We start from the raw sequence: 23,088 nt of genomic DNA, 5'->3' as shown, positions 1-23,088 counted from the left end.
CGCGGTTTGAAGTTAGCCTGTTCTCCAAACGAGGAGACAAACGATGCGGAAGAGCCGATTCAGCGAAGAACAGATCATTGGCATCTTGAAGGAGCACCAAGCTGGCATCGGGGCCAAGGAGTTCTGCCGGAAGCTGGCGCTCTGGCGTAACGATTACAACACCGTCAGGCCGCACTCATCGCTCGGGAACAAAACACCGGCCGAAGCGCGCCGGGCGCGGAGCCCTCAAATTGCTCAAGCGTCCGGCGCGCTTGCCCAAACCGAAACCCATGAGTATCAAAATCAAACCCGCAGACTCTCGTTATAAACGAGGGACCGCCGGGGGGCAGGTCATTGAGTATGGCTGTTCACTTTCGATACTCTCCCATCATTTCAGCGGCGCACAGGCCGCAATAGGCGCGCAAGCTAGGCACTGAGCTGCTTCAAAACCTGTTGCGCGCGTTTTTGCCACGCGTTGTCTTCCCAGGCACGCCGGAAATTTTCCTGTGGAACGAGCGATTTTCCTTCCCGGGCCTGTGCAATCAGTTCTTGCATCATCTCGGCAGTGGCGCCGGGCCGGCGCTTCAATTCCCAGCCGATTTCGTATGTTTTCAGGAATTGACCATATGCGCTACCTTCGAAACACAGGATTGGAACGCTTCTGGCGGCATAGTTCACAACCTTCAGCGGGAAGGCGGCCTCTGCATAGGCCGTATCCAAAAGCGAAACCCCCACGACCTGTCGAGCCTGACTACGATAGTGATCAAAATCCTCAGTGATGATGCGGATCCTGGGACTCAGCGCAGCGACCTCGTCTAGATGATGCTTTTCCGGTGCACGCACGACGAAATCGAAAGTGACATCTGTCTCTGTCTGCAACGCCCGCACGGCATCGAGATAGGTGTCCATTCTGTAGATAGCGCCAAGCCCGCCGGTATAGAGGAAGCTGATCGCGGAACTGGATCCCGTCCATATCGGTGGTGCTGTCAACGGTGGCATTCCGGGGGGCAAGGCCTTCCATTCTGTCTGAGGGCGGGCTTGCTGCGGCAAGTGACTGCGGAACTGCGCCGCGGACTGGTCTGTCGGCGCATAGAAAATATCCATCTGTTCGCTCAGAGTCGAAAATTCCAACTGTGCCCGGTCAATAAGGTCGCGTTCATTTCCGGAGGTCCAGGTGTCCGCGTCCATAAAATGCAGGTCGCGGATGAACCAACCCGTCTTGCCCCCTTGGTCCCGGACCATGCGGATCAGGGCGGAAAGCCGCGACAAAGTTGTGATGCTATCCAGTGGGGCGGTTGAATTTTCACCGTAGAAAATGCCTAAAGCACGGCCCCTTGCAATCTCTGATGCGAGAAGCTTGATGCGTCGCTCTAAAACGCCACTTGCCGTGCTGACGTCAATCACAGCACGCCCATTTTCACCCAATGCCTGCAACATGTTGCGTACTCGCTGGGCGCGGGCCCCGCGGGAATGTGTTTCGACCGGGGTAATGCTGAAATAGATATCCAGCGGTCCATCCTGTTTCAATGCAAGCAGATCTTCGTAAAAAGCCGGTGCATTCTTGGCCTCGGCTTTTCTGATCTGATCCAAGATGGAGCCGTGGCCGGAAAAAGGCGCGTGGTTCACAGGCGCCTGCAGCCGTTCTGCCAAGGCCGCAATCAACCCATAGGCTGGGCAGAGGGGAATCTCCTGCTTGATATCCCAAACCATGTTGCACAAGTGAAAGTTGTCCATTGCGACTGATCGCAACCGTGCTTCATCCCCCAAGGCGCGCATCAGGACCTGAGTATTGCGGCTATACCCCATGAAAACAAGCGCTCCGAGATCCCCCAGTTGCTCCTGGAGGACATCGCCAAGACTCCGGCCGCAGGCCATGTCATCGTCCGAGAAAAGATCCGCTTCATCGATCACCCTGACATAATGCTCCGGGAGCATCCGGCGCACGTCCTGCATCACGCTGTGACAATGGGAATCGAGAACACCCGGAGTTCGGATTAGCCCGATGCCAGTGGCGCTCGGATCAAGACAGACGCCCGCCCCTTCCCGGGGATCAATGTCGAGCAGGAAATGCGGAATCTCGCTACCTTTGTCGGAGGCTAGAACGAACTGATACTGATCTTCGCAGAACAGCCGCGGAAAACGCTCCAAGACAGTTCTAAATCGTTTGGTCTTGTTCGGGTTATTGCGTATGGAAAAGCTGAAATCCTCGACGCTCAGGAGGACATCGCGGGGGGCGATATCTCCCGGTACCAGCCGGTCAAGCTTCAAGGCGGCATCAGTACCGATGGCAAGGACCCGAGCAGGTTTCCAACCCTTCAGGAAAGATTGAATTTCGCGCTGGCGCAGATAATCGGGACTCTCGTCTCCGAGAAAAAGGTTGGACCAGTTCCCCTGCCTGGGGCATCGTAGTCTCGCCCCTTTCGTATCTAAAATGATCGGCTGTTCGTGGTCGCGAACAAGCGAATCCATTATCGCCTGCTCGAGTGGTTCATGTGAGTGGACCGCGACTAGGAGGGCATTTGGAGATAGCATATTTGAACCATATAAATTGCAAGACTGGCTTGGCGCTGACATCGACCGGATGTCACGGCAGGCGATCTCCAATCCCGAGGATGTTCATCTCCTGGCGGATGATGTCGTCCAGGCTGGACTGCGCACGGACCCGAGCGGCCGCGGCGGCCGACATCCTTTGAAACAAATCTGCATTGCTCGTCAGGCGTTCGATGCCATCGGCCAGAGCGATATGGTCCTCGGACGGCGCCAGTATGGCACAGCTGTCATCGACAAACTCTGGAATGGCGCAGACCGCATTGGTTGCCGGCACCAAGCCCGATGACATAGCTTCGTCCCGGGAGACGCCCTGAGAATCTAGGCGGCTCGGAATCAGCATGATCCCGTGGTCCCTGTGCGCCGCGCGGATTTGATCGGATGTCAGAAACCGCTCATGGATGGTAACATTCTGTTCTCGTCCGAAAAAATCCCGCAGTATGCATAGGTTTTGACCCTGGCCATAGACAGTGAAAGCAAGGCTGTCCCAAATAGGGCGCCGACGCAGTTCCTCCATGCAGCGGATTGCGATATCGGTGGCATAAATATACTTGTCAAAATTGCGGATCAACAGAATTCGGCGCGCATGTTCGGTCGGCTTTTTCTGGAAGGCGAACAGATCGGTGTCGATCGGATTGTGAACGACATGTGATCGGTTTCTTGGAAAATGTACCAACATGTCATCCTCGGCGCATTGGCGCATCCAGTCTGATACGAAGATGAAACTTTCGGGAAAGCCCGGTTCGCGCAGGATCGCTTGCCACATGTCGCGATAAAGGTCGGAGCTTACCTTTTCTTGATGAGCTGACGTCAAACCCAGGGCCGGATCGAAGGTACGGCTCCAATCGCGTGCTCCATGCCCATGCACGAACAGGTGAAACCTGTGTCGGTCGAAGAAATTCTGAAGCACGCTCCACATATGCGGATGCAGGAAATGGATACTGACGGAATCGTAGTCCCCCGCTGTCAGGATCGCTGTCAACTCATGCACATAGCCAGACAGAACATCGACGCCTTCGTAACGCCAGATAGTCGAGCGGTTCGAACGGGCGAAGCTGAGGACATCGACCTCGGCGTCGGCGGCCATATAGGCCTTTACCCGGCTATGCAAAAAGGCGCTCGCATACACTTGATCCGAACTTGGATAGCTGGTCCCTATCAGAAGGTGCCTCGGCCGCTTTCCTTTCGGCCCACGACGTCCCACATAATCGAGTGCTAATCTGTACTCCCTCTTTCTGTGCAGTTCTGCCTGTGAAGGTGGTGCCGCCGCCGCTTTCGGGAAGTCTCTTTTCTTGCGATTCTGCTCGGCCATCATTGCTTCCAGGAAGAAGCGTCTGGACATTTCCGCGGGGGACATGCTCGGGAAGTCCATGATCGCCAACTCCGGGCGCGAAAACAGGTTCGGCACGGCTTTGGTGGCAGCCCCGGAAACCCGCTTCACCTTTAGGATTTCAGCCGAAAATTTCCTGTGTTTCCAAGGGCGGATTTCCAGACGCATCATGACAGCCCGGGCTGGAATGCTGAGCCCAACGGTGAAATTGGGGGATTCTGTTAGGTTGATATATCGAAACGCGTCGCCAGCGCTGGTTCTATGAAGTGTATCGGGTGCCGCGACAGCGTTGCCCTCCGCGTCACAGAATGAAAAAATGAGAAGCCCGGCCTTCTCATTTTCTTTGCTACCCTCAGCCTCATAAGACCAAAACTGAAGAGTGATGGCATAATATTCACGCGGCTTTACACGGCAAGACAAGACCTGAGTTACCCTGTCAGTTCCGGTCACTTTCAGGAGAGGAGGCATGAACATTCCTGCGTTTTGATCAATTTGAAATAGCCAGTCATGGTCAGCGCCTTTCAGGACCCCAATGACGAAGTGCGCTCCTGCAGGGCTTTCTTCAGAACTTCAGTGATCAGGTCGATCTGACTCGGTTCCAGGTAAGGGTGCATCGGCAAGCTCATCACTTCTTCGGCAGCCTGGCTTCCGACCGGAACGTTTGCACCCGGATCTGCAACCGCTGGCTGAAGGTGTAGCGGCAGCGGATAATGCACCGCGGTGGGGACCCCCGCTTCTTTCAGTATCGCTTGCACCTCCGGGCGATTTTGTATGCGAACCGTATACTGGGCCCAGGCACTGACATTGTGCTGAGCCACCTGCGGGGTCCGGACGGACTGGTGTAGAGCAGCATCATAACGATGGGCCACGCTTTGGCGGGCCACAATCTCATCATCCAGAATTTCAAGTTTGGGCAACAAGATTGCCGCCTGAAGCGTGTCCAGCCGTGAATTCACGCCGAGGCGAACATGGTAATAACGCCGTTCCTGCCCATGACGGGCAATCTGGCGGATCGCTGTCGCCAGGTCCGGATCCGAAGTGAAGATCGCTCCCCCGTCGCCGTAGCACCCCAGCGGTTTCGACGGGAAGAATGAGGTACAACCGATGGTCGACAGATTGCAGGATTTGCGCCCATTGTAACTGCCTCCGAAGCTTTGCGCGGCATCTTCGATGACCGGAATATTATGGCGATCCGCAACTGCGTTGATGCTATCGAAATCAGCACATTGCCCATAAAGCGAAACCGGAATAATCGCTTTGGTTCGGGGCGTGATCGCACCTTCCAGGAGGGCAGGGTCAAGATTGTAGCTGTCGGCGCAAATGTCGACGTAGACCGCTTTCGCACCCAACACACGCGCGGCCTCGGCGGTGGCGATATAGCTGAATGCGGGCGTAATCACCTCGTCCCCCGGCCCTACGCCGAGCGCCATCAGTGCGATCTGTAAAGCATCAGTACCATTGGCAACTGTAATGCAATACGAGGCTCCCGTATAAAGGGTAAGTTTCTCTTCAAGCTCGGCGACTTCGGGGCCAAGGATATACTTCCCATGGGCCAGGACGTCGGCGATTCCTGCCTCAATCCTGTCACGCAAACGGTTCTGCTGGGCGGCGAGGTCGATAAAAGGTATCACAGCTCGCCCTGCTCGCGCGTAACGCTGCCGCCCGACAGCTTATAGACATCCCCAGTGTGCCGACAGCGGGTCTCGGCGTTACCGGTCAGGGGCAAATCCAACCTTTCACCAAAGGCGCTCATCCAACCGATCTGCCGGGCCGGGACACCAACCATCAGAGCAAAATCGGGTACGTCACGTGAGACGACGGCCCCTGCTCCGATGAATGCGAACTGACCGATGGTGGTGCCGCAGACCACCGTGCAGTTCGCCCCCAGAGTTGCGCCATGTTTAATCAGCGTGTCGCGGTACTCGTTTTTACGTTCGACCAATGCGCGCGGGTTGTGAACGTTGGTGAAGACCATGGAAGGACCGCAAAACACCCCCTCCTCCAACGTTACGTTATCAAAGACCGAAACGTTGTTCTGAACTTTGCATCCGTTCCCAATCACCACCTTGTTGCCCACGAAGACATTCTGTCCCAGCGACACATCTTTTCCAATCTGGGCACCACCACAAACATGGGCAAAATGCCAGACCCGACTGCCTTCTCCGACCCGAGCTCCTTCATCGACAATGGCCGAGGGATGAATGGTTACACTCATGATTTTCTCCCGGAAAGCACAAAGGGATGTCGCTCGCCTGAAGTCACAACGGGAGCATTGCGAATATGGGAGACTGTTTCGATGGCGACCCGGTTTTCCTCGACACCGAAACCGCGACCTTGCAGCACTTCTTCATAGATTCGGGTGTGTAATTCGGTAAAACCGTCGGAAAACTCGATATCCTCGCCATCGGCTAGAACCGCGCGGAAGGTACGCTTGCCTTTAGCGCGCTCGGCCTCGGGGACATCATTAATATCAAGCGAGAGAAACCAGCGCACCCGCGCGCGCTCGTATTCAAGGTATCCGGCAGCCTTTGTCGGGGTGTTGAGGTGCACCACGTTCTGCTGCAGCTCTCCATACAGGAAATGTAGCATGTCAAAAAAGTGCACCCCGATGTTTGTGGCAATGCCGCCCGATTTTTCGACGGCACCCTTCCAGCTTTTCAGATACCAATTCCCACGCGATGTAATGTAGGTGAGATCCACATCAGCCTTGCTGTCTTTTGGGCTCGCGGCTATCCGATCCCGCAATGCTATGATCGCAGGATGCAGACGTAATTGTAAGATCGTGTTGATCTTGCGCCCCGTATCGGCCTCAAGCGCCTTTAGCCCGTCGATATCTTCGGGATTCAGCACCAGGGGTTTTTCACAGATCGCATCGGCGCCCACGCGCAGCGCATAGCGCATATGCGCATCATGCAGGAAATTGGGCGAGGCTATCGCCACATAATCAAGCGGGCGACCGGCGCGGCGCTCTGCGTCCATATGGGCGTCGAACTGCTCGAACTGGGTGAAAAAATGCGCATCAGGAAAATGACTGTCGAGGATGCCGACAGAGTCATTCACATCCATCGCTGCGGCAATACTATTGCCGGTGTCTTTGATAGCTTTCATGTGCCGAGGCGCGATATAGCCGGCAGCGCCGAGCAGAGCAAAACGCTTCATATGGGGTCAAGCCTTTACGATATTCGGGATAGAGTCGCGCCAAACACCGCGACTGTCAATGATCAGCCGGGCATGATCGCGGATCATGTCATAGGCGAAGCCGTCGTGGTCAGTTGCCAAAATCACGGCGTCGAATCCAGCAATTGTATTTGGGGTCAGCGCCACAGAGGTCAGATCGAAACAGTGTTCACGCATCTCTGGGAAGACGGGCACATGCGGATCTGAATAGGACAGAACGCCGCCCTTGTCGCGGATAAGTTCCATCAGTTCGACCGAAGGAGATTCACGCATGTCGTCAACGTTCTTCTTGTAGGCGATGCCGAGCACCAGAACCTTTGCACCTTTCAGGGCGCGCCCCCGCTCGTTCAGTGCAGAGACCAGCTTGTCCAGCACATACTCCGGCATGGCGCGGTTCACTTCGCCAGCCAATTCGATGAAGCGGGTATGCAGCCCGTATTCGCGTGCTTTCCAAGTCAGATAGAATGGATCAATCGGAATACAGTGACCGCCAAGGCCCGGACCGGGGTAATAGGCGCTAAACCCAAAAGGTTTGGTCTTTGCTGCATCAATCACCTCGAAGATATCTATGTCCATGCGGTCGGCCACGACCTTCATCTCGTTGACGAGACCGATATTCACGGCCCGGTGAATGTTCTCAAGCAGCTTCGTCATCTCGGCAGCGCGGGTCGAACTGACAGGAACTACCTGATCAACAGCGCAGCCATAAAGTGCGCGGCCAATTTCGAGACAGGCCGAAGTATGGCCGCCCACCACTTTGGGAATCGAACGAGTGTCGAAATTCTTGTTTCCAGGATCCTCTCGCTCAGGCGAATAGATCGCAAAGACCGTTTCGCCCACGACCAGCCCGGCTGCGGTGATACGTGGCACAACCTCTTCTTCGGTTGTTCCGGGATAGGTTGTGCTTTCCAAGGAAACGGCCTGACCAGGGCGCAGGAATGGCACGATGGCGTCACAGGTTTTGGTCACGAAGCTCAGGTCGGGTTCACGATATTTGTTCAGCGGCGTCGGCACGCAGATAATCAGGGCATCCGCCTCGGAGATCCGGGAAAAATCTGCCGTACCCTCAAACCCCGCAGCGCGTGCAGCGGCAATCTGGTCGTCTGAGATATGCTCAATGGCAGAATGACCTGCGTTCAACTCCGCAACCTTTGTCGGGTCGATATCGAAGCCAAGTACTTTAAAGCCAACTTCCGTATACCGCAGGGCCAGCGGCTGCCCGACATAGCCCATACCTATGATACCAATAACGGCCGTCCGATTGTCAATTTTTTCTTGAAACTCCACAATAAAGTCAGGCAAATAAGTCACTCCATTTGCGGTACATATAGTCTAAAAGACGCCCTTTGGGCCGATTGCAGTGCTGTAATGCCGCCTTAGGGCAGACCCGTCAAGGTGGTGAAATTTAGCTATTGGCGCATCCACTACAACACGATCAGGCCGCACAGCGCTCTGGGCTACCGCCCACCCACGCCGGAAAGCATCGTACCAATGGACCAGAGGCCAACGATGCACTAGCAATCAAACCGGACCACCCGATGGGGGCACGCCACCTGACCTCATACCCCAATTTGGTGATCTCACGCCCCCAGCAACGCGACGACGCACAGGCCTCGATCGCAACAAGGCATGAGGGCAAGGTGCCCAGAAACTTCAAAACCTGAGCACGCGATAATTTCTTGCGAAAGACCGGCTCGCCGGATGCTGATGCTCCGTGAAGCTGGAAAGCTGATTTTGCCAAGTCGATACCGGTTATTGTAACCTCTTTCATGGATACCTCCTCCATTCTGGTGCTTTTGAACATCACCATAGTGGCACATTGCGATGCCGTTGTGGGGTGAGGTATCCACACCATCAATACAAAAGCTTCGGCCGGTCGCCGCGGCAGCCCCGGAAGGCAAAGACGGCACCTCCTGCGGGCTTCTGGTGCAGAACATCCTGGGCAAGGGCTGCCCCCCCGATACCTTTGCACATGTCTGTGACGCCGCAGGCAAGATACACCCAGACACCGGTTCCTGGGCCGATCATGCTGCCTCAACTACGTGGATCAGCCTGGTCAGCCCCCCTGCGTCCAGATCACTGGGAAACCGAAGGCACCGCCCGTTGCCCCCCGTCGATCCCCACAGATGTGACGATCGCAAGCTTCTCCTCGTCGCTCCAGCGCCGCCGCCGTTCAACGCCCAGGATCTCGCCGCGCATGACAAACTCCCCATAAGACACGTCAGTAACGACGTTCTCTGTTTGCGGCTTTGTCAAGCGGCGGGGTGCGGCGCCCGTCCGGGGTCATGGTTCTCTCCGAGGTCGCAGGCTCTGCGCCTCACGATGGCGTTCGGGGACCGATCGTCACCGCCGGTCAGGTCAGCGGCGCACGGACGCTGCTGAGCAGCCTGCCGGATGTCGACTGGCTGCTCGGGGACCGGGGCTACGACACTGATTGGTTAGAGAAGCGTTGAAAGACAAAGCCGGGCTGCGCCTACTCCACCGTCACTGATTTCGCCAGGTTGCGGGGTTGATCCACGTCGGTGCCTTTCTCAACCGCAGTGTGGTAGGCCAATAACTGCAACGGTACCGCATAAGCGATGGCGGCAAAAGGTCCAGGCACCGGCGCCATGCGGATCTGTTGCCAAACCCCCTCCCCGGCCGCCTGAAGCCCCTTGGCCTCACTCACCATCACAATTCTGCCGCTGCGCGCCATCACCTCCTGCATATTGGAGACCGTCTTGTCGAAGAGCTGATCATGCGGCGCCAGCACCACGACCGGCATTTCCTCGTCAATCAGGGCGATGGGTCCATGCTTCAGCTCGCCGCTGGCATAGCCCTCGGCATGAATATAGCTGATCTCCTTCAACTTCAGAGCTCCCTCCAGTGCCAGCGGATAAAGCGCGCCGCGACCAAGGAACAGAGCGTGGCTGAAACGGGCAAGCTGCGCGGCCACACCACGCACCTCTGCCTCGCAGGTCAGCGCCTCCGCGACCTGGCTGGGCATATGGCGCAGTTGCGCCTTATAGTCCTCCAGCAACCCTGTCGGCTGGGCCCCGGTCTGATGTGCCGCTTCCAACGCCAGAGCAGCTAGCACCGCCAACTGGCAGGTAAAGGCCTTGGTAGAGGCCACACCAATTTCCGGGCCCGCCATGATCGGCAGCGCCACGCCACTTTCGCGCGCGATTGAGCTTTCGGGTACGTTAACGACAGACAGGATCATACCGGCCTTTCCCGCGCAGTAACGCAGCGCCGCCAATGTGTCGGCAGTCTCCCCTGACTGCGATACAAACAATGCTAGGGTTCGCTCTGACACCGGCGGTTCGCGGTAACGGAATTCTGAGGCGATATCGACCTCGACCGGTAGGTTGGCGATTTGCTCGAACCAATATTTTGCAGTCAGGCAAGCCAGAGAAGCAGTCCCGCAAGCCACCATCACAACCCGATCAAAACGGCTGAAGTCAATCTGCTCCAAAGCCCGTTGCCCATCACCACCGTCCAGATAGTACTGGAGAGCTGCGCCCAGAACCCCAGGCTGTTCCGCAATTTCTTTGGACATGAAATGGCGATGGCCATCCTTTCCCACAGCGGCAACCGATTGCCCAATTTCGCTCCGGGCACGGTCTACCGGAGTACCTTCGGCATCTTCAATGTCACAGCCTGCCCGGGTTACCACTGCCATGTCACCCTCTTCCAGATACGTGACTTGCGAGGTCATCGGTGCCAGCGCCAATGCATCTGATCCGATAAACATCTCGCCTGTGCCCCAGCCGATCGCCAGCGGGCTGCCGTGGCGGGCGGCCACAATCAGGTCCTCTTCCCCTTCAAACAGGAAACACAGCGCATACGCCCCTTCCAGTCGAGAGATGGTCGTACGGGCAGCTGCCACTGGCTCCAGCCCCTGCTGCAGATAATACGCGCACAGCATCGCCAGGGTTTCGGTATCGGTCTCGGTTTCCGCCTTCAGCCCATGCTCCGCCAGAAAAGCACGTAGCTCACGATAATTTTCGATGATACCGTTATGGACAACCGCAACCCGGTCCCGGGCATGGGGGTGGGCATTTTTCAAGGACGGCCCACCATGGGTGGCCCAACGCGTATGACCAATGCCCGCAGTACCAGCCAGAGGCTCATGCACCAGCAGATCACTCAAGTTGGCCAGCTTTCCGACTGCCCTACGGCGGTCCAAGCAACCTCCACTCAAGGTTGCGATACCCGCGCTGTCATAGCCACGATACTCCAGCCGCTTCAATCCTTCGATCAAAACAGGCGCTGCCTGATGCTGGCCCAAGACACCAACGATTCCACACATGCTATGTAGTCCCTTGCATTATTTCACTGCAGTCTTTCGGTTTCTCTGGCGCTGCCGTAATCGGTCTGCGCCGCCGGCCTTATTGTTCTGATCCGCCCGCGATAGAGCCAGCGCATCGCTTGGCACCTCATGAGTAATCACGGACCCTGCAGCCACAATGGCCCCGGCTCCAACGGACACCGGCGCCACCAAGGCACTGTTACTTCCGATGAAGGCCCCCGCCCCGACCTCGGTTTGGTGCTTCATCACCCCATCATAGTTGCACGTAATCGTACCCGCTCCGATATTGGCTGCAGCGCCAATATGCGCATCCCCCAGATAACTCAGGTGATTGGCCTTGGCACCCGCCTCAAACGTGGTGTTTTTAGTTTCCACAAAATTACCAACCTTGGCCCCTTCACCAATAGAGCTGCCAGGCCGGATACGGGCATAAGGACCAATCACGGCCCCCCGACGGATCCGGCATCCCTCTAGGTGCGAAAAGGCGCGCACCACCGCACCTTCATCCAATCGAACCCCAGGTCCGAACACCACATGCGGCTCCACCAGAACATCCCGGGCCATCCGCGTGTCAGGCGCAAAAAAAACAGTTTCCGGCGCAACCAATGTCACACCTTCAGCCATTGCAGCCTGGCGCGCCCGGTTCTGAAAAATCGCTTCAGCTCGCGCCAGCTCTGCCCGTGAATTGATGCCAAGCGTTTCTTCCTCCGCACAGGTCACAACCGAGCAAATAAGCCCCGCATCATTGGCTTTTTCCACGACATCTGTAAGGTAATATTCTTGAGCTGCATTATGGCACCCAATTTGACTGATCAACTCAAACAGGTTTTTCCTGTCCGCACAGACCACCCCAGAATTGCATAGCCCGATTTTCAGCTCTTCAGCCGTCGCGTCTTTGGCTTCAACAATCCGGCGCAAACGCCCTTCTTCCACGACCAGACGACCATAGCGCCCCGGATCTTCAGGTTCGAACCCCAAGGCGACAAAATCCGCCCCCGCACGGCGCGCCTTAAGCATCGCCTCCAGCGTATGAGGGCGAATGAACGGAGTATCCCCGAATAAAACAATAACATCGCCCTCAAAATCTGCCAGAAGTCCACGTGCCTGATCGACCGCATGGGCTGTTCCAAGCTGTTCGTCCTGAATAACAATTTTGGCATAAGGAGCATACGCCTGCACAGCATCAGCCGTTTGCTGTGCGCCAAAGCCCGCAACGACAATGAACTGCTCGGGCTCCAGAGAAGACGCTGCCCGCATCGCATGGAACAGCATCGGAAGACCTGCAATCGGGTGCAGAACTTTAGGCTGCGCTGAAACCATCCGCGTTCCGCGGCCGGCAGCCAAAACAACAATCGCCAGTGCCATAATAAATCCTGATATTAGGTCTGAAGGAAATGTGGATCGCTCACTCGTGGCAGATCTGCCTGAGAACCTCTACAGCGGTGCCACGGCAAAGGCCGGAGCCGCCTTGCCCGCCTCGGCGGTCTCAAGGAAGCCGCGCGCGGTGTCCAGCGCCTCGCGGATGGTCACATCCATGTCGAGATAGCGATAGGTGCCAAGACGCCCCACGAAAGTAACCCCTGATGTCTGTTCGGCCAGTTTCACGTAATCGGCCAAGAGGGCTTTTTCCTTCACCTGGCGGATCGGGTAATAGGGGATATCGCCCGGCTCGGCGCTGCGGGAGAATTCGCGGTAGAGCACCGATCCCTCGTGCTCCTCCCAGGGGGAGAAATGCTTGTGCTCGGTGATGCGGGTATAGGGCACCGCTTCCTCGCCGTAGTTCATCACCGCGCAGCCCTGGTAATCGCCCTCATGGGTGAAACGTTCGAAATCTAGCGTGCGATAGCCGAGGCGGCCCAGTTCATAGTCGAAATACCCATCCAGCGGTCCGGAATAGAACACGTGGTCATATTCCGCAGCCATCTCACGGATGAATGTGGTCGAAAGCTTCACGGTGATGCTGGGATGGTCGAGGATCTTCTCGATCATCGAGGTATAGCCGTTTTCCGGCATGCCTTGGAATTTGTGGAAGAAATAGTTGTCGTCGTAGTTGAAGCGCACCGGCAGGCGTTTCAGGATCGAGGCCGGCAGTTCAGACGGCTGCACACCCCATTGCTTGATCGTGTAGCCCTTGAAGAAGGCCTCATAAAGGTCCTTGCCGACAAAGCGCATCGCCTGTTCTTCGAAGGTCTGCGGATCGGTGATCGAGGTATCGGCCTGTTCCTCGGTGATGAAGGCGTGTGCCTCTTCCGGGCGCAGGGTCTTGCCGAAGAACTGGTTGATGGTGTGGAGATTGACCGGCAGCGAGAAGACGCCGCGCTGGCCCTTTGGGTCGACCGAGGTGGTCTTTACCCGGTTCTTGTAGGGCAGGAAGGTCTCATAGGTGTTCACATAGTCCCAGACCTCGGCATCGTCAGTGTGGAAGATATGTGGCCCGTAGATATGCACCATGACACCAGTGTCGGCATCCCGCTCGGTGTGGCAATTGCCCCCGATATGATCGCGCGCATCCACCACGGTGATGTCATAGCCCGCCTCGGCCAGATGCCGCCCGATCACTGCACCCGATAGGCCCGCGCCCACCATAAGGAGTTTTCCTGCTGACATAACCCTGCCTCCTGCATCAAATTTCTAAGGGGATACCCTGTCACCGTAAAACAGGGAATACAGCCCGTCCGCACCGCGCCTCAGCCAAGTCCCCTGCTATAGCCAAGGATTTCCGCAAAGGGAAAGGTCACCTCTTCGGCCATGGCATGCAGATCGGCATTCTTGGCCTGCTTCCAGCTTTCGGCAGGACGGATCTCGATCTTGGACTTGCGTTCTTTGAGAACCGTAGCATTGGCCGGCGGGAAGAGATGCGCCTCCTCCCAAGAAATATCCGCAGTATCGGGGCCGGTGAACAGGGTCAGATCCCGCGGCACCCCGGCCCAGTCCTGAATCCGTCCCATCCAATGCTGCGGATCCACCGTGAGATCCTCATAGCGCAGCAGCATGAATTTCGCCGGATCCAGCGCCTCAAGCCGTTTCAGACGGCGCTGACGGCCCGCCCAGTTGCGGGTCCGTCCCCGCAGCACCTTCGGACGTTTCAGTACCTTGGCCCAGCTGACCGCCACCGCGCGCGGATCGCGCACCAGATTAAGGATATGCAGATCGACCTGCGGCAACAGGCTCAGCGCCAGACACAGGTCCACCGATTTCGAACTGTCGATGAGCATCCGCCCACCTGCCTGCTCCGCCGCCGCCGCATAAAGATCACCGAACAGGGTCAGAAACTCTGCATTCTCCCGCGCCAGTTTGTCGCGTACCTGCGGCTCATGCCAGTTGGGGGCCTCCCCGGAGGCCGTGCCGAACGCCGCCATTCCTGCCTGCAGCGCCTGCAGCGCATCCGGGCCATGGGCTGCCTCGAGCCGAGCGATCACCGGTCCCCAATACGCACAATCCGGCACCGATCTGCGGCAACTGCAGGGCGCCGCACTCCTGCGGGCCTCAGGCAGGTCGCGGATCTGGCCAATGTTATAGGTCTGCGCATGCTGGGACAGCATCAGAGACAAAAACGTCGACCCCGATCGTCCCGCTCCCGCAATATAAAACACTTTGATCGACATCCGCTTATATGTCCTATTCTGGATCGTGTTTTCCCTGCACGCCTGCCCCAGCCGCAAAAGCCTCGGTGGCGGCTGGCTCAATAATTTACACCTTGTTTCACGACTGCGTTTTTGGGACAAGCTCAATGATAATTTCAGCTGGCGGACTCTTCGAATATGGCAAACCTTGAACCGCGTTCTCAAGTTCATGGGACATGGCAGGCGGCTGACGACTTCCGGGCTTCAGCCCTGCATTACGCAGATCAGCCCGCCCTCAGCGCAGGTGGTAAAACGCTCAGCTACGCGGTTCTAAACGCCCGGGTTCAGACTATTGCAGCCGCCATTGCCGACACCGAAACGGCACAGACACAACCAGTCACCGCGATCTACGCCAGCCGCGGTGCGGATATCTATGCCGCTGTGCTGGGGGTGCTGATGCGTGGCCATGCCTATGTGCCGCTGAACCCAAAGTTCCCGCCTGAACGCAACCGCTATATCCTGGAGCGCTCCTGCGCCTCGGCGGTGCTTTATGAAGCGCAGGATGCCGCAGCCGTGGAAGACATCCTGGCCGTACCTGCCGACGGGCCGCTGCCGCAGCAGATTGATCTCAGCGCCCTGCCCCAAGAGCGTACGCCGCCTGCGCGGATCCATGACAACCCCTACGCCTATGTGCTGTTCACCTCAGGCAGCACCGGCCAGCCCAAGGGGGTAGCGATCCGGCACAGCAACCTCGGTGCCTATCTTGATGCCACCTTCCAGGTCGCCGATTACGGCCCCGTCGACCGGCTGTCGCAGAACTTCGACTTGACCTTCGATCTGAGCGCCCATGACATGTTTGTCTGCTGGCGGGCTGGCGCGCATCTGATCGTGCCCTCGGCTGCGGATCTGGAGGCCCCGGCCGACTATGTCCGCCGTCAGGGTATCACCTGTTGGTTCTCGGTGCCGAGCCTTGGCCAGAAGATGCGCCAGCAGGGCGCGCTGACCCCCGGCGCCCTGGATCAGCTGCGCTTGTCCCTGTTCTGCGGTGAGGCCCTTCCGGTCGATCTGGCGCAGGACTGGGCCCGGGCCACCGGCCACCGGGTGGAAAACTGGTACGGCCCGACCGAGGCCACCATCGCCTGCACCCGCTATGTGCTGCCCGCCGACCCTGACAGAATTCGCGGCCGTTTCAACCTGGTCCCGATCGGCACCGCCCTTCCAGGCATGGAAACCCTCGTGCTGAAAGAGGATGGCACCCCCGCCAGTGTCGGCGAAAGCGGTGAATTGCTGGTGACTGGCCCGCAGGTGGCTGATGGCTATGTGGCAGATGCTGAAAAAACCGCCGCGGCCTTTGTGCGGCCCGCGGGCAAGGACAGGGTGCATTACCGCACCGGCGACCGGGTCGATGTGGGGGCCGATGGCACTCTTCAGTTCATTGATCGCATCGACAATCAGATTAAGATCCGCGGGTACCGGGTAGAACTGGGCGAAATCGAGTCCCTGCTACGCGCCACCGCCGCCGGCTGCAACGCCGTGGTGGTGCCGATGCCGCTAAAATCCCCGACCCCCACATCGCTGGTCGGCGTGGTCGAGGGCTGGGACGGCCCCGGCCACCAAATCCGCACGGCCATCAAGGGGCACCTGCCCGACTACATGACCCCCACCCGAGTTCTGGTCATGCCACAATTCCCCAAGAACGCCAGCGGCAAGGTCGACCGCGGCGCCATTGGCCAGCGCGTTCTAAAGCGTCTCGAGAAACAGAACCAGCAATCCGCCCCCAAACAGAAGATGAAACGCTATGACCGGCTGATCCAGTTTGCACAGGAGATCAACCCGGCCCTGTCACGCAAGGAACTGGAACAGGCCGAAAACCTCATGGATGGCGGGCTGGATTCAATGGGGTTCGTCGATTTCACCGTGCGGCTGGAAAAGCATTTCGGACTGGAGCTGACCCAAGAGACCGCAACCGAGCTGTCGCAAATGTCCCTGTGGCAGATGGTGGCATTTCTACGCCGCGCTCTGGCACCGAAGGGAGCGGACCGCTTTCAGCCTCCTGCCCCGGGCAGCCTGAAAGCCCCCGAACTGAAACGCAACCTGCACTACCGCGCCATGCGGGCGCTGGATATGCTTGATAAATTCCCCGGGTTCGTCGCCGACACCCCAAAACCGCTGGTACTCTGCGTCGGCTCTTCCGGCTTCATGCGCGGGATCAGCCCGGAAACCATCGAATCCTGCGCATCCGGGCAGGATGTGCGAGTTGCCAATCTTGGCATGGCCATGCTCAGCGTCCAGGGCATCGCCGAAGTCTGCGAATATATCCGTGGCACCCTGCAGGCCCAGGGGCGTCGTCTGGCCCATGCCGTGATCGAAATGGAAATCATGCAGCTGTCGATCATGCCCCCCGCAGGCGACATCGAGATCCTGGAGGATTTCAAGGCTGGCCTGTTTCGCAATGTTCCGCGCAAATACTATGACGCAGACACCATCTGGGACACCGCCACCGGCGGCGCCATCGCACCGATGGACACCCCTGGGCAGGTCGCCCCGCAAGCCAACTGGGAACGCAAGCGATCCAAGGAAATCTGCGAGGCTTTCGAGGGCGGGATAAAAATGGACGACAAGGCTGTCGCTGCCTGGATCCGCGGCGTCAGGGCTTTGCAGGAGGTCAGCGACCGCGTCACCGCAGTGATCCACCCCATCCAGCACCCCGAGGGCCAAAGCGCCCTGAACGCAGCAAGAGCCCGCGGCCAAAATCATTTCAGCGCCGTGGTGGAGCAGGCTGTCCGCGAGACCGGAATTGACATCATGCTGGACACCGATTTTGTGGTGGAGCAGGCCGATTTTAAAAATATCAGCCATATGAATGACTATCACGGGCGACAGAGTTTTTCACGCCAGATCGCCAGGCGCATATTTCGCTGACCCGCTCCCTGCGTCGGCCCCAACGAAAAGAAAAAAATGCAACACCCCCCCGTTTTCCTGATCTGCTCTGAACGTTCCGGCTCTAACCTGATCAGCCGTATCGTGGGCGCCCATTCTGCGTTTTATGCCCCGCCGCCGTTTCACTTTGGCCAGAATGTCCTGCTTAATCTTCACCAGACCCTAGCCGGTGACACCCAATCTGTCGCCTGGCAGCGGATGTGTAACAGGATCCCCAAAAGGCTGGAAAAACTGCTCGGCACAAAGAAAGAAGCGCAGGCCGCCGCCGCCTGGCTCTCTGCTCAGGATCAGATCGATCCGCATCGCCTGGCCCGGTTTCTCTATATCGACGCCACGCCTGCAGCCGCAGGCAAACGAGTCTTCATCAAGGAGAACAACCTGCACAAGCTGCTGTTCTTCATTCTGGAGTGTTTTCCGGATGCAAAATTTATTTTTCAGGTGCGTGATCCCCGCGACTATTTTGCCTCGGCTGCAGCCCTGAGAGAGGGCACAAAAAACAAATTCGGAACCACCAAGAACGCGCTGCGGATCTGGAAAGAGGACCAGCTGGGCGGCCTGCATGCGCTTGGCGTCCTTGGGCCTGAACGCGTCTTTCTGCATCGCTACGAAGACCTGCTGATTGATGCCGAAGCTGTTCTACGGCGCCTGTGCCTCTTTCTCGACCAATCATTCGAGCCGGAGATGCTAGACTTTCACAGCACCGAGGAGGCCACCACCCTGGCAGGTAGCAACCGGCAACGTCAGAATGTCGCCAAGCCTCTCATGACCACAAATTTCGCCAAATTTCGCCACGCGCTTCCCGCCCAGCAGATCAGGCTGGTGGAAAAACGGCTGGGGCGGCTGATGCACCAGTTCGGTTACCCGCTGGACAAGATGAAGATCACGTCCAAGGGACGCATCGTGCCGCGCAGCTCCCCCGGGGATAAAGGCGGCTATCAGGCAAGACCGCTTTTGTCCCCTCTGGACTACGGCCCGCCAGACACCTGACAGAAGGCTAAGCTAGGCGTCCCGGCAGGGGCATTCAGCAGGAAGGTTAGCCTCGCCACCCTGTCGACCCTCTGTTTCCGTTCTGTCTGTAAGCCGCTTTCATCTTCTTCTGAAACTGCTCCGGGGTATGCAGCGCCAAGGCAGAGAGCGCGCCGGACAGAGCCTCAACCCCCAGCAGTGTCTCTGTGTCAAAGTAATCTGCGGCACTGAAGGATTGTTTCTTCCCGCTCAGTTTCTGCGGCGCCGCCTGCAAGGCCTCCGTCATTGGTATCCCTGTGAAGAAGGCTGCGTCCAGTGCTGCCGCATCCTCCTGATAGCGATCAATGACCTTTCCGATCAGGCTCCGGGGAATATGCAGGCGGCCAGTCTCTTTGCCGATACCTGTTCTTTTGATTTCCTGCGTCACGGCCTGACTCAATGCGGTCAGGACCCGCCGCATAAGCTTTCTGTCGATCTCCTGCCTGGCAGCCTCGGACCGAAACACGTGATGCACATGCTGCAAAAGCGCGATCTGTCCCACGGTCAGCGCCGGGTTGTCGACTGTCTTACCCTGCAGTTCCGTGCCTTCTTCTCCTGTGAGAAAGTGAAAAAAATCGGCCGAAATATCTTCACGGAACAGCTCCTGGCGGACAAAAGGGCGCAGCTCGAAGCGATCGCCAAAGGTATCCCTCCATTCCAGGAACCGGGGCGTATAATCCAGCGTACCCCGTGCGGACATCCGGTTGAAGAAACCCCGAAGCCCACCTTTTACCATCCCGAATTTTATCTGTTCCGAAAACGCGGACAACAGCTTTTCCGCATGGGGGCGAACATAGGAGATCAGACGGATTTTATGCTCATACCCAGGGAGTGTCTCCTGGATCACCTGTTGCAGGTGCCTCGGAGAGGCAAACTGGAAATGCTCCGCCGAAACCACAGCAAAATCTGTATCACTGCTCTCCAGCGCCTGATGCAGTTTCCTGAAACGTCTCGTGTTTCCGGCTTTTTTCTCTTTCCGGTACAACCCCTGGGCTAGGTAGTTGTGATTAAGGTGCCGCCCCGGGTACAATAGCTGCTGTGCGCCCGGTAGGGTGTAGGATCCGGACCGCAACACGCCTTGCAGCGTCGTGGAGCCCGTTTTCGTGTCCCCCAGGTGAATAATCAGTTCCTTGACCATAAAACGGCTTTCTCATTACGCTGTCTTGTCTGGAGTGGTCCCCCCACCAGCCAACCCCGACAAAAATGTTTCTACGGCCTCATCTTCACGCCAGCTCTCACGCCAGGCCTTACGGGCCTCGATCTGTTCCAGTGCGATGCGGGCCGTCTCCAGTTCCGGCAGAGGGTCCGGCTCCAGAACGGCTTCCAGATCGTCAAAAAAGCCCTCCTGGCCCATTGCCTCGCCCAGCCAGGTATCGATCGGGCGGAACCGTTCCAGCATCCGGGCGCGGGTCTCCGCCCCGAAGAGTTCCACAGAATGACTGGGCGGCAGGTTCAATTTCGGTGCCAGCGCGCGCAGGCTGTGGCGCAACTCTGCCGCCTGGGGCTGGGGCAGCTCCATATTGGCACGGCGGATGATCTCGTAGATTCCCCGGTGAATGGAATCGTTCTCGCGCCGCTCGGGCAGCAGACCCTCGGGCATCTGCAGCCCGGTCTGGGTGATGAAATCATTCACCGATCCACCATTCGCACGCACATCGGCGTAATCGCGCAGGATGACGCGGGCCTCAGGCAGTGCCTTCAGCCAGCCTTCGATCATCAGGCGGTAATTGAAATGAATCCCCATGCCGTAGCTGTCGACCCCGTCCTCGCGCAGGGGTTTCAGCTTGTGGCCGAACTTCAGCCGCTGCCCGTGCCAGGAGGCAAGATATTCATCGATCCGGCGCAGGGTTGCCACGACGGTGAACTCTGCCCCTGGAAAATGTTCAACCAGCTGATCGATCAGCTCCGGCGAGACGGCATTGAAATTGGCAAAGACCTCGGCCGCGAGGATCACCGTATGCGGCTGGGAAAAGCGGATCTGCTGGCGGATGGCATGCAGCATTTGCGGCAGGGCGGGCAGGCGTTTGTGATAGGCAGGCACCGCGCCGTTTTTCTGCGTCGCCAGCATCCGGAAGGCCAGCGCATTATGCGGCTCGCGCACATTGATCGGCAGCGAGCCTTCGGGCTGCGCATGCCCGGCCGCCGTAGCAGCCATATGCGCCATGCCTTCGAAATCCACGTAAGGATAAAGGATCCCCACCCGCGACAGGGCGGCGGCATTGCGCGACAGGTAATCCTGCAGCGATGTCGATCCCACCTTGTGATGACCGATGAACAGGATCACCTTGAGCGATGCCTGCCCGGAGGGCGCCAGGCGGCCGGACATCTCCGCTGCCGCGGTTCCTACATCTTCGGTAATACCTCCCTGCCCCGGGGCGGGGCGGCGAAGCAGTCGTTTAATCGCTTTCACTCGGCGGCGTCCTGCTGAATCTTTGTCACGGGCGTCAGGCCCAACTTGTTTTTCCAGTAGTCCTCACTGGTGAGATCGTCATAACGCTCCTGGTAGCTGGCCGCCAGCCGGTCATAGTCTTTCAGGAAGGCGCGGGCGTTGCGGACAAAGCGGCGAATCTGGCGCCAGGCCGCGCCTTTGGAATGGCGCACGGTGTAATACTTGTCCTGACCGGCGTTCAGCACGGTGATCTCCGAGGCGCCCCAGACATAGCCGATATGGCCCCTATGCGGCGCCTCCAGGGTGATCTTGCGCCCCAGACGGGCAAAGCCGGGGATCAAGAGCCCGTTCAGCGTCAGCTTCATCGCCAGGCGCGCTGCCCAGCTTGGCGGTTTTTGGCGCACCGGCGCCAGCGGCCTGTGCGGGTCCAGCGGCTGCCAGGTCTCGTCGCCTGTCAGCGCCTTCAGATCGGCGCGGCGGGTCGCCATGTCAGCGTGCTGGTCGAAGAACTCCGGCCCCTGCATCACGTCCTCGACCGCCAAGTTGATGGCCGCCAACGTGTCGTAATGCATCCGCGGCAGGTTGCGCAGGAAGAACCATGCGGCGATTTTCAGAACGCCCTTGGCCCCCACGTCCAGCATCGGCAGGCTCATGTGGTGGGCCATATGGCTGCGCAGGTCCAGGTACCAGGTCTGCGGGCTTTCCTTCTCGGTAAAGCTTTCCTGGAAGGAAACCACCCCGTTGAGGGTGAGAATGTTGAAATCATTGGCCAGCGAGAAGCTGACATCATCGCCACGCACGAAAAAGGGGAAGGCGAGGTGCCGGGCCGCGTCCACCGGGAAGGCGAAATACCACCAGCCGCCATAGAATGTGTCCGGCACCGGCCGGGTGGCCAGGTTTTCCATTTCGATCATTTCGCTCATGTCGCGCAGATCGGTGCCCATGTGCTGCGGCAGGCAGCGGGTGTGAAAGAGAGCGCCGTTTTCCCAGATCGCCCAGCGGTGCTGTTCGCTGATCATCGCCCCGGCAATGGCGGTTTTGGGATCCGTGGCATAGGCCAGCAGCATCCAGGTGCGCTCCAGGCTTTCCATGTGGATCGAGGCATCGTCATCCATGAACAGGCAATGGGACGCCCCGCGCGCCCGCGCCTCCAGCAGCCCCCGGGTAAAGCCGCCTGCCCCGCCCAGGTTTTCATTGGGCACGATGCTGACGCCTTCAGGGGGATCCAGATCGACCGTTCGCCCGTTGTCGGTGACGATCATCTGCACGTGGTCCTTCATCCAGGACTGCTCCCGGAAGGCGGCGAACCGCTTGACCGTGCGCGCCACCTCGGCTTCGCGTCGGAAGGTGGTGACCGCCAGCGCCAGCTGCGGCTGGCGTTTCGGCGCATCCTGCGTCTGCCAGGCAGCCCCGACCAGATGTCCCGGTCCCATCGCCCGCAGCGCGAAATAGAGCACACCCTCGGCGCAGCCCTGTTGCAGCAGATGCGACAGATCCACCCGCAGTCGGCCCTCTTTGGCCGCGTCTTCCGAAAGAGTCACATACTCGCAGCTCACCAGCTCCCAGGACCGGTTGGACGGCGCCAGGAAAACCGAAAGTTCGAAATCCCCTGCGCCTTCAAGGGTCAGGACCAGCGAGCTCAGATCGCATTCGCGCTGCCATTTTTCCAGGTTGAACAGGTTGAACCAGGTGGCAAAAGAGGCTTCTCCGCCGGTGGCAAAATGTATGTCATGCCGGGTATCAGACAGCGCCACTGCGCCCTCGGTACACACGTAGAGTTCCCGCTCGGTGCAGATGCCGAACTCGGGCCACATCAGCGCCTGCAACGTAGTGAACGTTGCGGCCTGCGCCTCATCTTTCATCACTG

17 protein-coding genes and 4 pseudogenes are annotated in these 23,088 nt (G+C 58.3%); 6 read left to right on the top strand and 15 right to left on the bottom strand.

From position 1 onward, the window contains the following. Positions 1 to 43: 43 nt before the first annotated feature. Positions 44 to 137 (top strand): annotated as a pseudogene (locus SM764_RS22605) (transposase); the annotation flags it as partial. After that, positions 128 to 307: pseudogene (locus tag SM764_RS20060) on the top strand (integrase core domain-containing protein); the annotation flags it as partial. The pseudogenes SM764_RS22605 and SM764_RS20060, both read left to right, overlap by 10 nt. Positions 308 to 405: 98 nt before the next feature. Here SM764_RS20060 and SM764_RS20055 read toward each other — a convergent pair. The 6 genes from SM764_RS20055 to SM764_RS20030 form a co-directional block, all read right to left on the bottom strand. Next, positions 406 to 2,448, bottom strand: coding sequence for a glycosyltransferase family protein (locus SM764_RS20055; RefSeq protein WP_368948835.1), 2,043 nt, complete (start codon positions 2,446 to 2,448; stop codon positions 406 to 408). A gap of 115 nt (positions 2,449 to 2,563) precedes the next feature. After that, positions 2,564 to 4,324: a glycosyltransferase family 4 protein gene (locus SM764_RS20050; protein ID WP_368948834.1), complete on the bottom strand. Its 1,761-nt coding sequence runs from the start codon at positions 4,322 to 4,324 to the stop codon at positions 2,564 to 2,566. A gap of 53 nt (positions 4,325 to 4,377) precedes the next feature. After that, a complete protein-coding gene (locus tag SM764_RS20045; RefSeq protein ID WP_368948833.1) occupies positions 4,378 to 5,487 on the bottom strand; it encodes a DegT/DnrJ/EryC1/StrS family aminotransferase in 1,110 nt (369 codons plus the stop codon). Then, positions 5,484 to 6,071 carry an acyltransferase gene (locus SM764_RS20040; protein WP_368948832.1) on the bottom strand — a complete coding sequence of 196 codons (588 nt, stop codon included), beginning with the start codon at positions 6,069 to 6,071 and terminating at the stop codon, positions 5,484 to 5,486. The genes SM764_RS20045 and SM764_RS20040 overlap by 4 nt, the downstream gene beginning before the upstream one ends. Then, a complete protein-coding gene (locus tag SM764_RS20035) occupies positions 6,068 to 7,015 on the bottom strand; it encodes a Gfo/Idh/MocA family protein (RefSeq protein WP_368948831.1) in 948 nt (315 codons plus the stop codon). The genes SM764_RS20040 and SM764_RS20035 overlap by 4 nt, the downstream gene beginning before the upstream one ends. A 6-nt stretch (positions 7,016 to 7,021) precedes the next feature. Beyond that, positions 7,022 to 8,335, bottom strand: coding sequence for a nucleotide sugar dehydrogenase (locus SM764_RS20030; protein WP_368948830.1), 1,314 nt, complete (start codon positions 8,333 to 8,335; stop codon positions 7,022 to 7,024). A gap of 111 nt (positions 8,336 to 8,446) precedes the next feature. Between SM764_RS20030 and SM764_RS20025 the strand changes: the two are divergent. Then, a pseudogene (locus tag SM764_RS20025) lies at positions 8,447 to 8,551 on the top strand (integrase core domain-containing protein); the annotation flags it as partial. 336 nt (positions 8,552 to 8,887) lie between these two features. Here SM764_RS20025 and tnpB read toward each other — a convergent pair. Together tnpB and SM764_RS20010 are read right to left on the bottom strand one after the other, a co-directional pair. Further along, positions 8,888 to 9,061 carry an IS66 family insertion sequence element accessory protein TnpB gene (tnpB, locus tag SM764_RS20015; protein WP_368948829.1) on the bottom strand — a complete coding sequence of 58 codons (174 nt, stop codon included), beginning with the start codon at positions 9,059 to 9,061 and terminating at the stop codon, positions 8,888 to 8,890. 48 nt (positions 9,062 to 9,109) lie between these two features. Further along, positions 9,110 to 9,232: a hypothetical protein gene (locus tag SM764_RS20010; protein ID WP_368948828.1), complete on the bottom strand. Its 123-nt coding sequence runs from the start codon at positions 9,230 to 9,232 to the stop codon at positions 9,110 to 9,112. Between the two features lie 143 nt (positions 9,233 to 9,375). Between SM764_RS20010 and SM764_RS20005 the strand changes: the two are divergent. Beyond that, positions 9,376 to 9,506, top strand: a pseudogene (locus tag SM764_RS20005) (IS5/IS1182 family transposase); the annotation flags it as partial. On the opposite strand, the gene glmS reads toward SM764_RS20005, so the two are convergent. The 4 genes from glmS to SM764_RS19985 form a co-directional block, all read right to left on the bottom strand. After that, positions 9,507 to 11,324, bottom strand: a complete 1,818-nt coding sequence (gene glmS / locus SM764_RS20000) for a glutamine--fructose-6-phosphate transaminase (isomerizing) (protein WP_368948827.1) — start codon at positions 11,322 to 11,324, stop codon at positions 9,507 to 9,509. A gap of 18 nt (positions 11,325 to 11,342) precedes the next feature. After that, on the bottom strand, positions 11,343 to 12,689 hold the full coding sequence (gene glmU / locus SM764_RS19995; protein ID WP_368948826.1) for a bifunctional UDP-N-acetylglucosamine diphosphorylase/glucosamine-1-phosphate N-acetyltransferase GlmU: 1,347 nt from the start codon (positions 12,687 to 12,689) through the stop codon (positions 11,343 to 11,345). A gap of 69 nt (positions 12,690 to 12,758) precedes the next feature. Next, a complete protein-coding gene (gene glf / locus SM764_RS19990; protein WP_369002579.1) occupies positions 12,759 to 13,931 on the bottom strand; it encodes a UDP-galactopyranose mutase in 1,173 nt (390 codons plus the stop codon). An 80-nt stretch (positions 13,932 to 14,011) separates the two neighbouring features. After that, positions 14,012 to 14,929, bottom strand: coding sequence for a sulfotransferase (locus tag SM764_RS19985; RefSeq protein WP_369002578.1), 918 nt, complete (start codon positions 14,927 to 14,929; stop codon positions 14,012 to 14,014). Positions 14,930 to 15,085: 156 nt separating this feature from the next. Between SM764_RS19985 and SM764_RS19980 the strand changes: the two genes are divergently transcribed. Together SM764_RS19980 and SM764_RS19975 are read left to right on the top strand one after the other, a co-directional pair. Further along, positions 15,086 to 17,809 carry an amino acid adenylation domain-containing protein gene (locus tag SM764_RS19980; RefSeq protein WP_369002577.1) on the top strand — a complete coding sequence of 908 codons (2,724 nt, stop codon included), beginning with the start codon at positions 15,086 to 15,088 and terminating at the stop codon, positions 17,807 to 17,809. A gap of 36 nt (positions 17,810 to 17,845) precedes the next feature. Continuing rightward, positions 17,846 to 18,814: a sulfotransferase family protein gene (locus tag SM764_RS19975; RefSeq protein WP_368948822.1), complete on the top strand. Its 969-nt coding sequence runs from the start codon at positions 17,846 to 17,848 to the stop codon at positions 18,812 to 18,814. A gap of 46 nt (positions 18,815 to 18,860) precedes the next feature. Here the strand turns inward: SM764_RS19975 and SM764_RS19970 are convergent, their stop codons facing one another. The 3 genes from SM764_RS19970 to SM764_RS19960 form a co-directional block, all read right to left on the bottom strand. Then, complete coding sequence (locus tag SM764_RS19970; protein WP_368948821.1) at positions 18,861 to 19,970, bottom strand: hypothetical protein; 1,110 nt, start codon at positions 19,968 to 19,970, stop codon at positions 18,861 to 18,863. A 15-nt stretch (positions 19,971 to 19,985) separates the two neighbouring features. After that, complete coding sequence (locus SM764_RS19965) at positions 19,986 to 21,158, bottom strand: hypothetical protein (protein WP_368948819.1); 1,173 nt, start codon at positions 21,156 to 21,158, stop codon at positions 19,986 to 19,988. Between the two features lie 80 nt (positions 21,159 to 21,238). Then, a complete protein-coding gene (locus SM764_RS19960; protein WP_369002576.1) occupies positions 21,239 to 23,083 on the bottom strand; it encodes a glycosyltransferase in 1,845 nt (614 codons plus the stop codon). Positions 23,084 to 23,088: the final 5 nt, after the last annotated feature.

Source organism: Pseudophaeobacter sp. 1A16562, from assembly GCF_041008785.1.
Classification (GTDB): Bacteria; Pseudomonadota; Alphaproteobacteria; order Rhodobacterales; family Rhodobacteraceae; genus Phycobacter; species Phycobacter gallaeciensis_A.
The sequence above is the reverse complement of the archived record's forward strand: the minus strand, read 5'-3'. Positions and strand labels throughout refer to the sequence as shown.

What these genes read in the sequence shown, in the direction of transcription:
- SM764_RS20055 (WP_368948835.1), bottom strand. Translation starts at nt 2,448, where the DNA reads ATGGATTCGCTTGTTCGCGACCACGAACAGCCGATCATTTTAGATACG.
- SM764_RS20050 (WP_368948834.1), bottom strand. Translation starts at nt 4,324, where the DNA reads ATGCCTCCTCTCCTGAAAGTGACCGGAACTGACAGGGTAACTCAGGTC.
- SM764_RS20040 (WP_368948832.1), bottom strand. Translation starts at nt 6,071, where the DNA reads ATGAGTGTAACCATTCATCCCTCGGCCATTGTCGATGAAGGAGCTCGG.
- SM764_RS20035 (WP_368948831.1), bottom strand. Translation starts at nt 7,015, where the DNA reads ATGAAGCGTTTTGCTCTGCTCGGCGCTGCCGGCTATATCGCGCCTCGG.
- tnpB (WP_368948829.1), bottom strand. Translation starts at nt 9,061, where the DNA reads ATGATCGGCCCAGGAACCGGTGTCTGGGTGTATCTTGCCTGCGGCGTC.
- SM764_RS20010 (WP_368948828.1), bottom strand. Translation starts at nt 9,232, where the DNA reads ATGCGCGGCGAGATCCTGGGCGTTGAACGGCGGCGGCGCTGGAGCGAC.
- glmS (WP_368948827.1), bottom strand. Translation starts at nt 11,324, where the DNA reads ATGTGTGGAATCGTTGGTGTCTTGGGCCAGCATCAGGCAGCGCCTGTT.
- glmU (WP_368948826.1), bottom strand. Translation starts at nt 12,689, where the DNA reads ATGGCACTGGCGATTGTTGTTTTGGCTGCCGGCCGCGGAACGCGGATG.
- glf (WP_369002579.1), bottom strand. Translation starts at nt 13,931, where the DNA reads ATGTCAGCAGGAAAACTCCTTATGGTGGGCGCGGGCCTATCGGGTGCA.
- SM764_RS19985 (WP_369002578.1), bottom strand. Translation starts at nt 14,929, where the DNA reads ATGTCGATCAAAGTGTTTTATATTGCGGGAGCGGGACGATCGGGGTCG.
- SM764_RS19980 (WP_369002577.1), top strand. Translation starts at nt 15,086, where the DNA reads ATGGCAAACCTTGAACCGCGTTCTCAAGTTCATGGGACATGGCAGGCG.
- SM764_RS19975 (WP_368948822.1), top strand. Translation starts at nt 17,846, where the DNA reads ATGCAACACCCCCCCGTTTTCCTGATCTGCTCTGAACGTTCCGGCTCT.
- SM764_RS19970 (WP_368948821.1), bottom strand. Translation starts at nt 19,970, where the DNA reads ATGGTCAAGGAACTGATTATTCACCTGGGGGACACGAAAACGGGCTCC.
- SM764_RS19965 (WP_368948819.1), bottom strand. Translation starts at nt 21,158, where the DNA reads ATGTCCGGCCGCCTGGCGCCCTCCGGGCAGGCATCGCTCAAGGTGATC.
- SM764_RS19960 (WP_369002576.1), bottom strand. Translation starts at nt 23,083, where the DNA reads ATGAAAGATGAGGCGCAGGCCGCAACGTTCACTACGTTGCAGGCGCTG.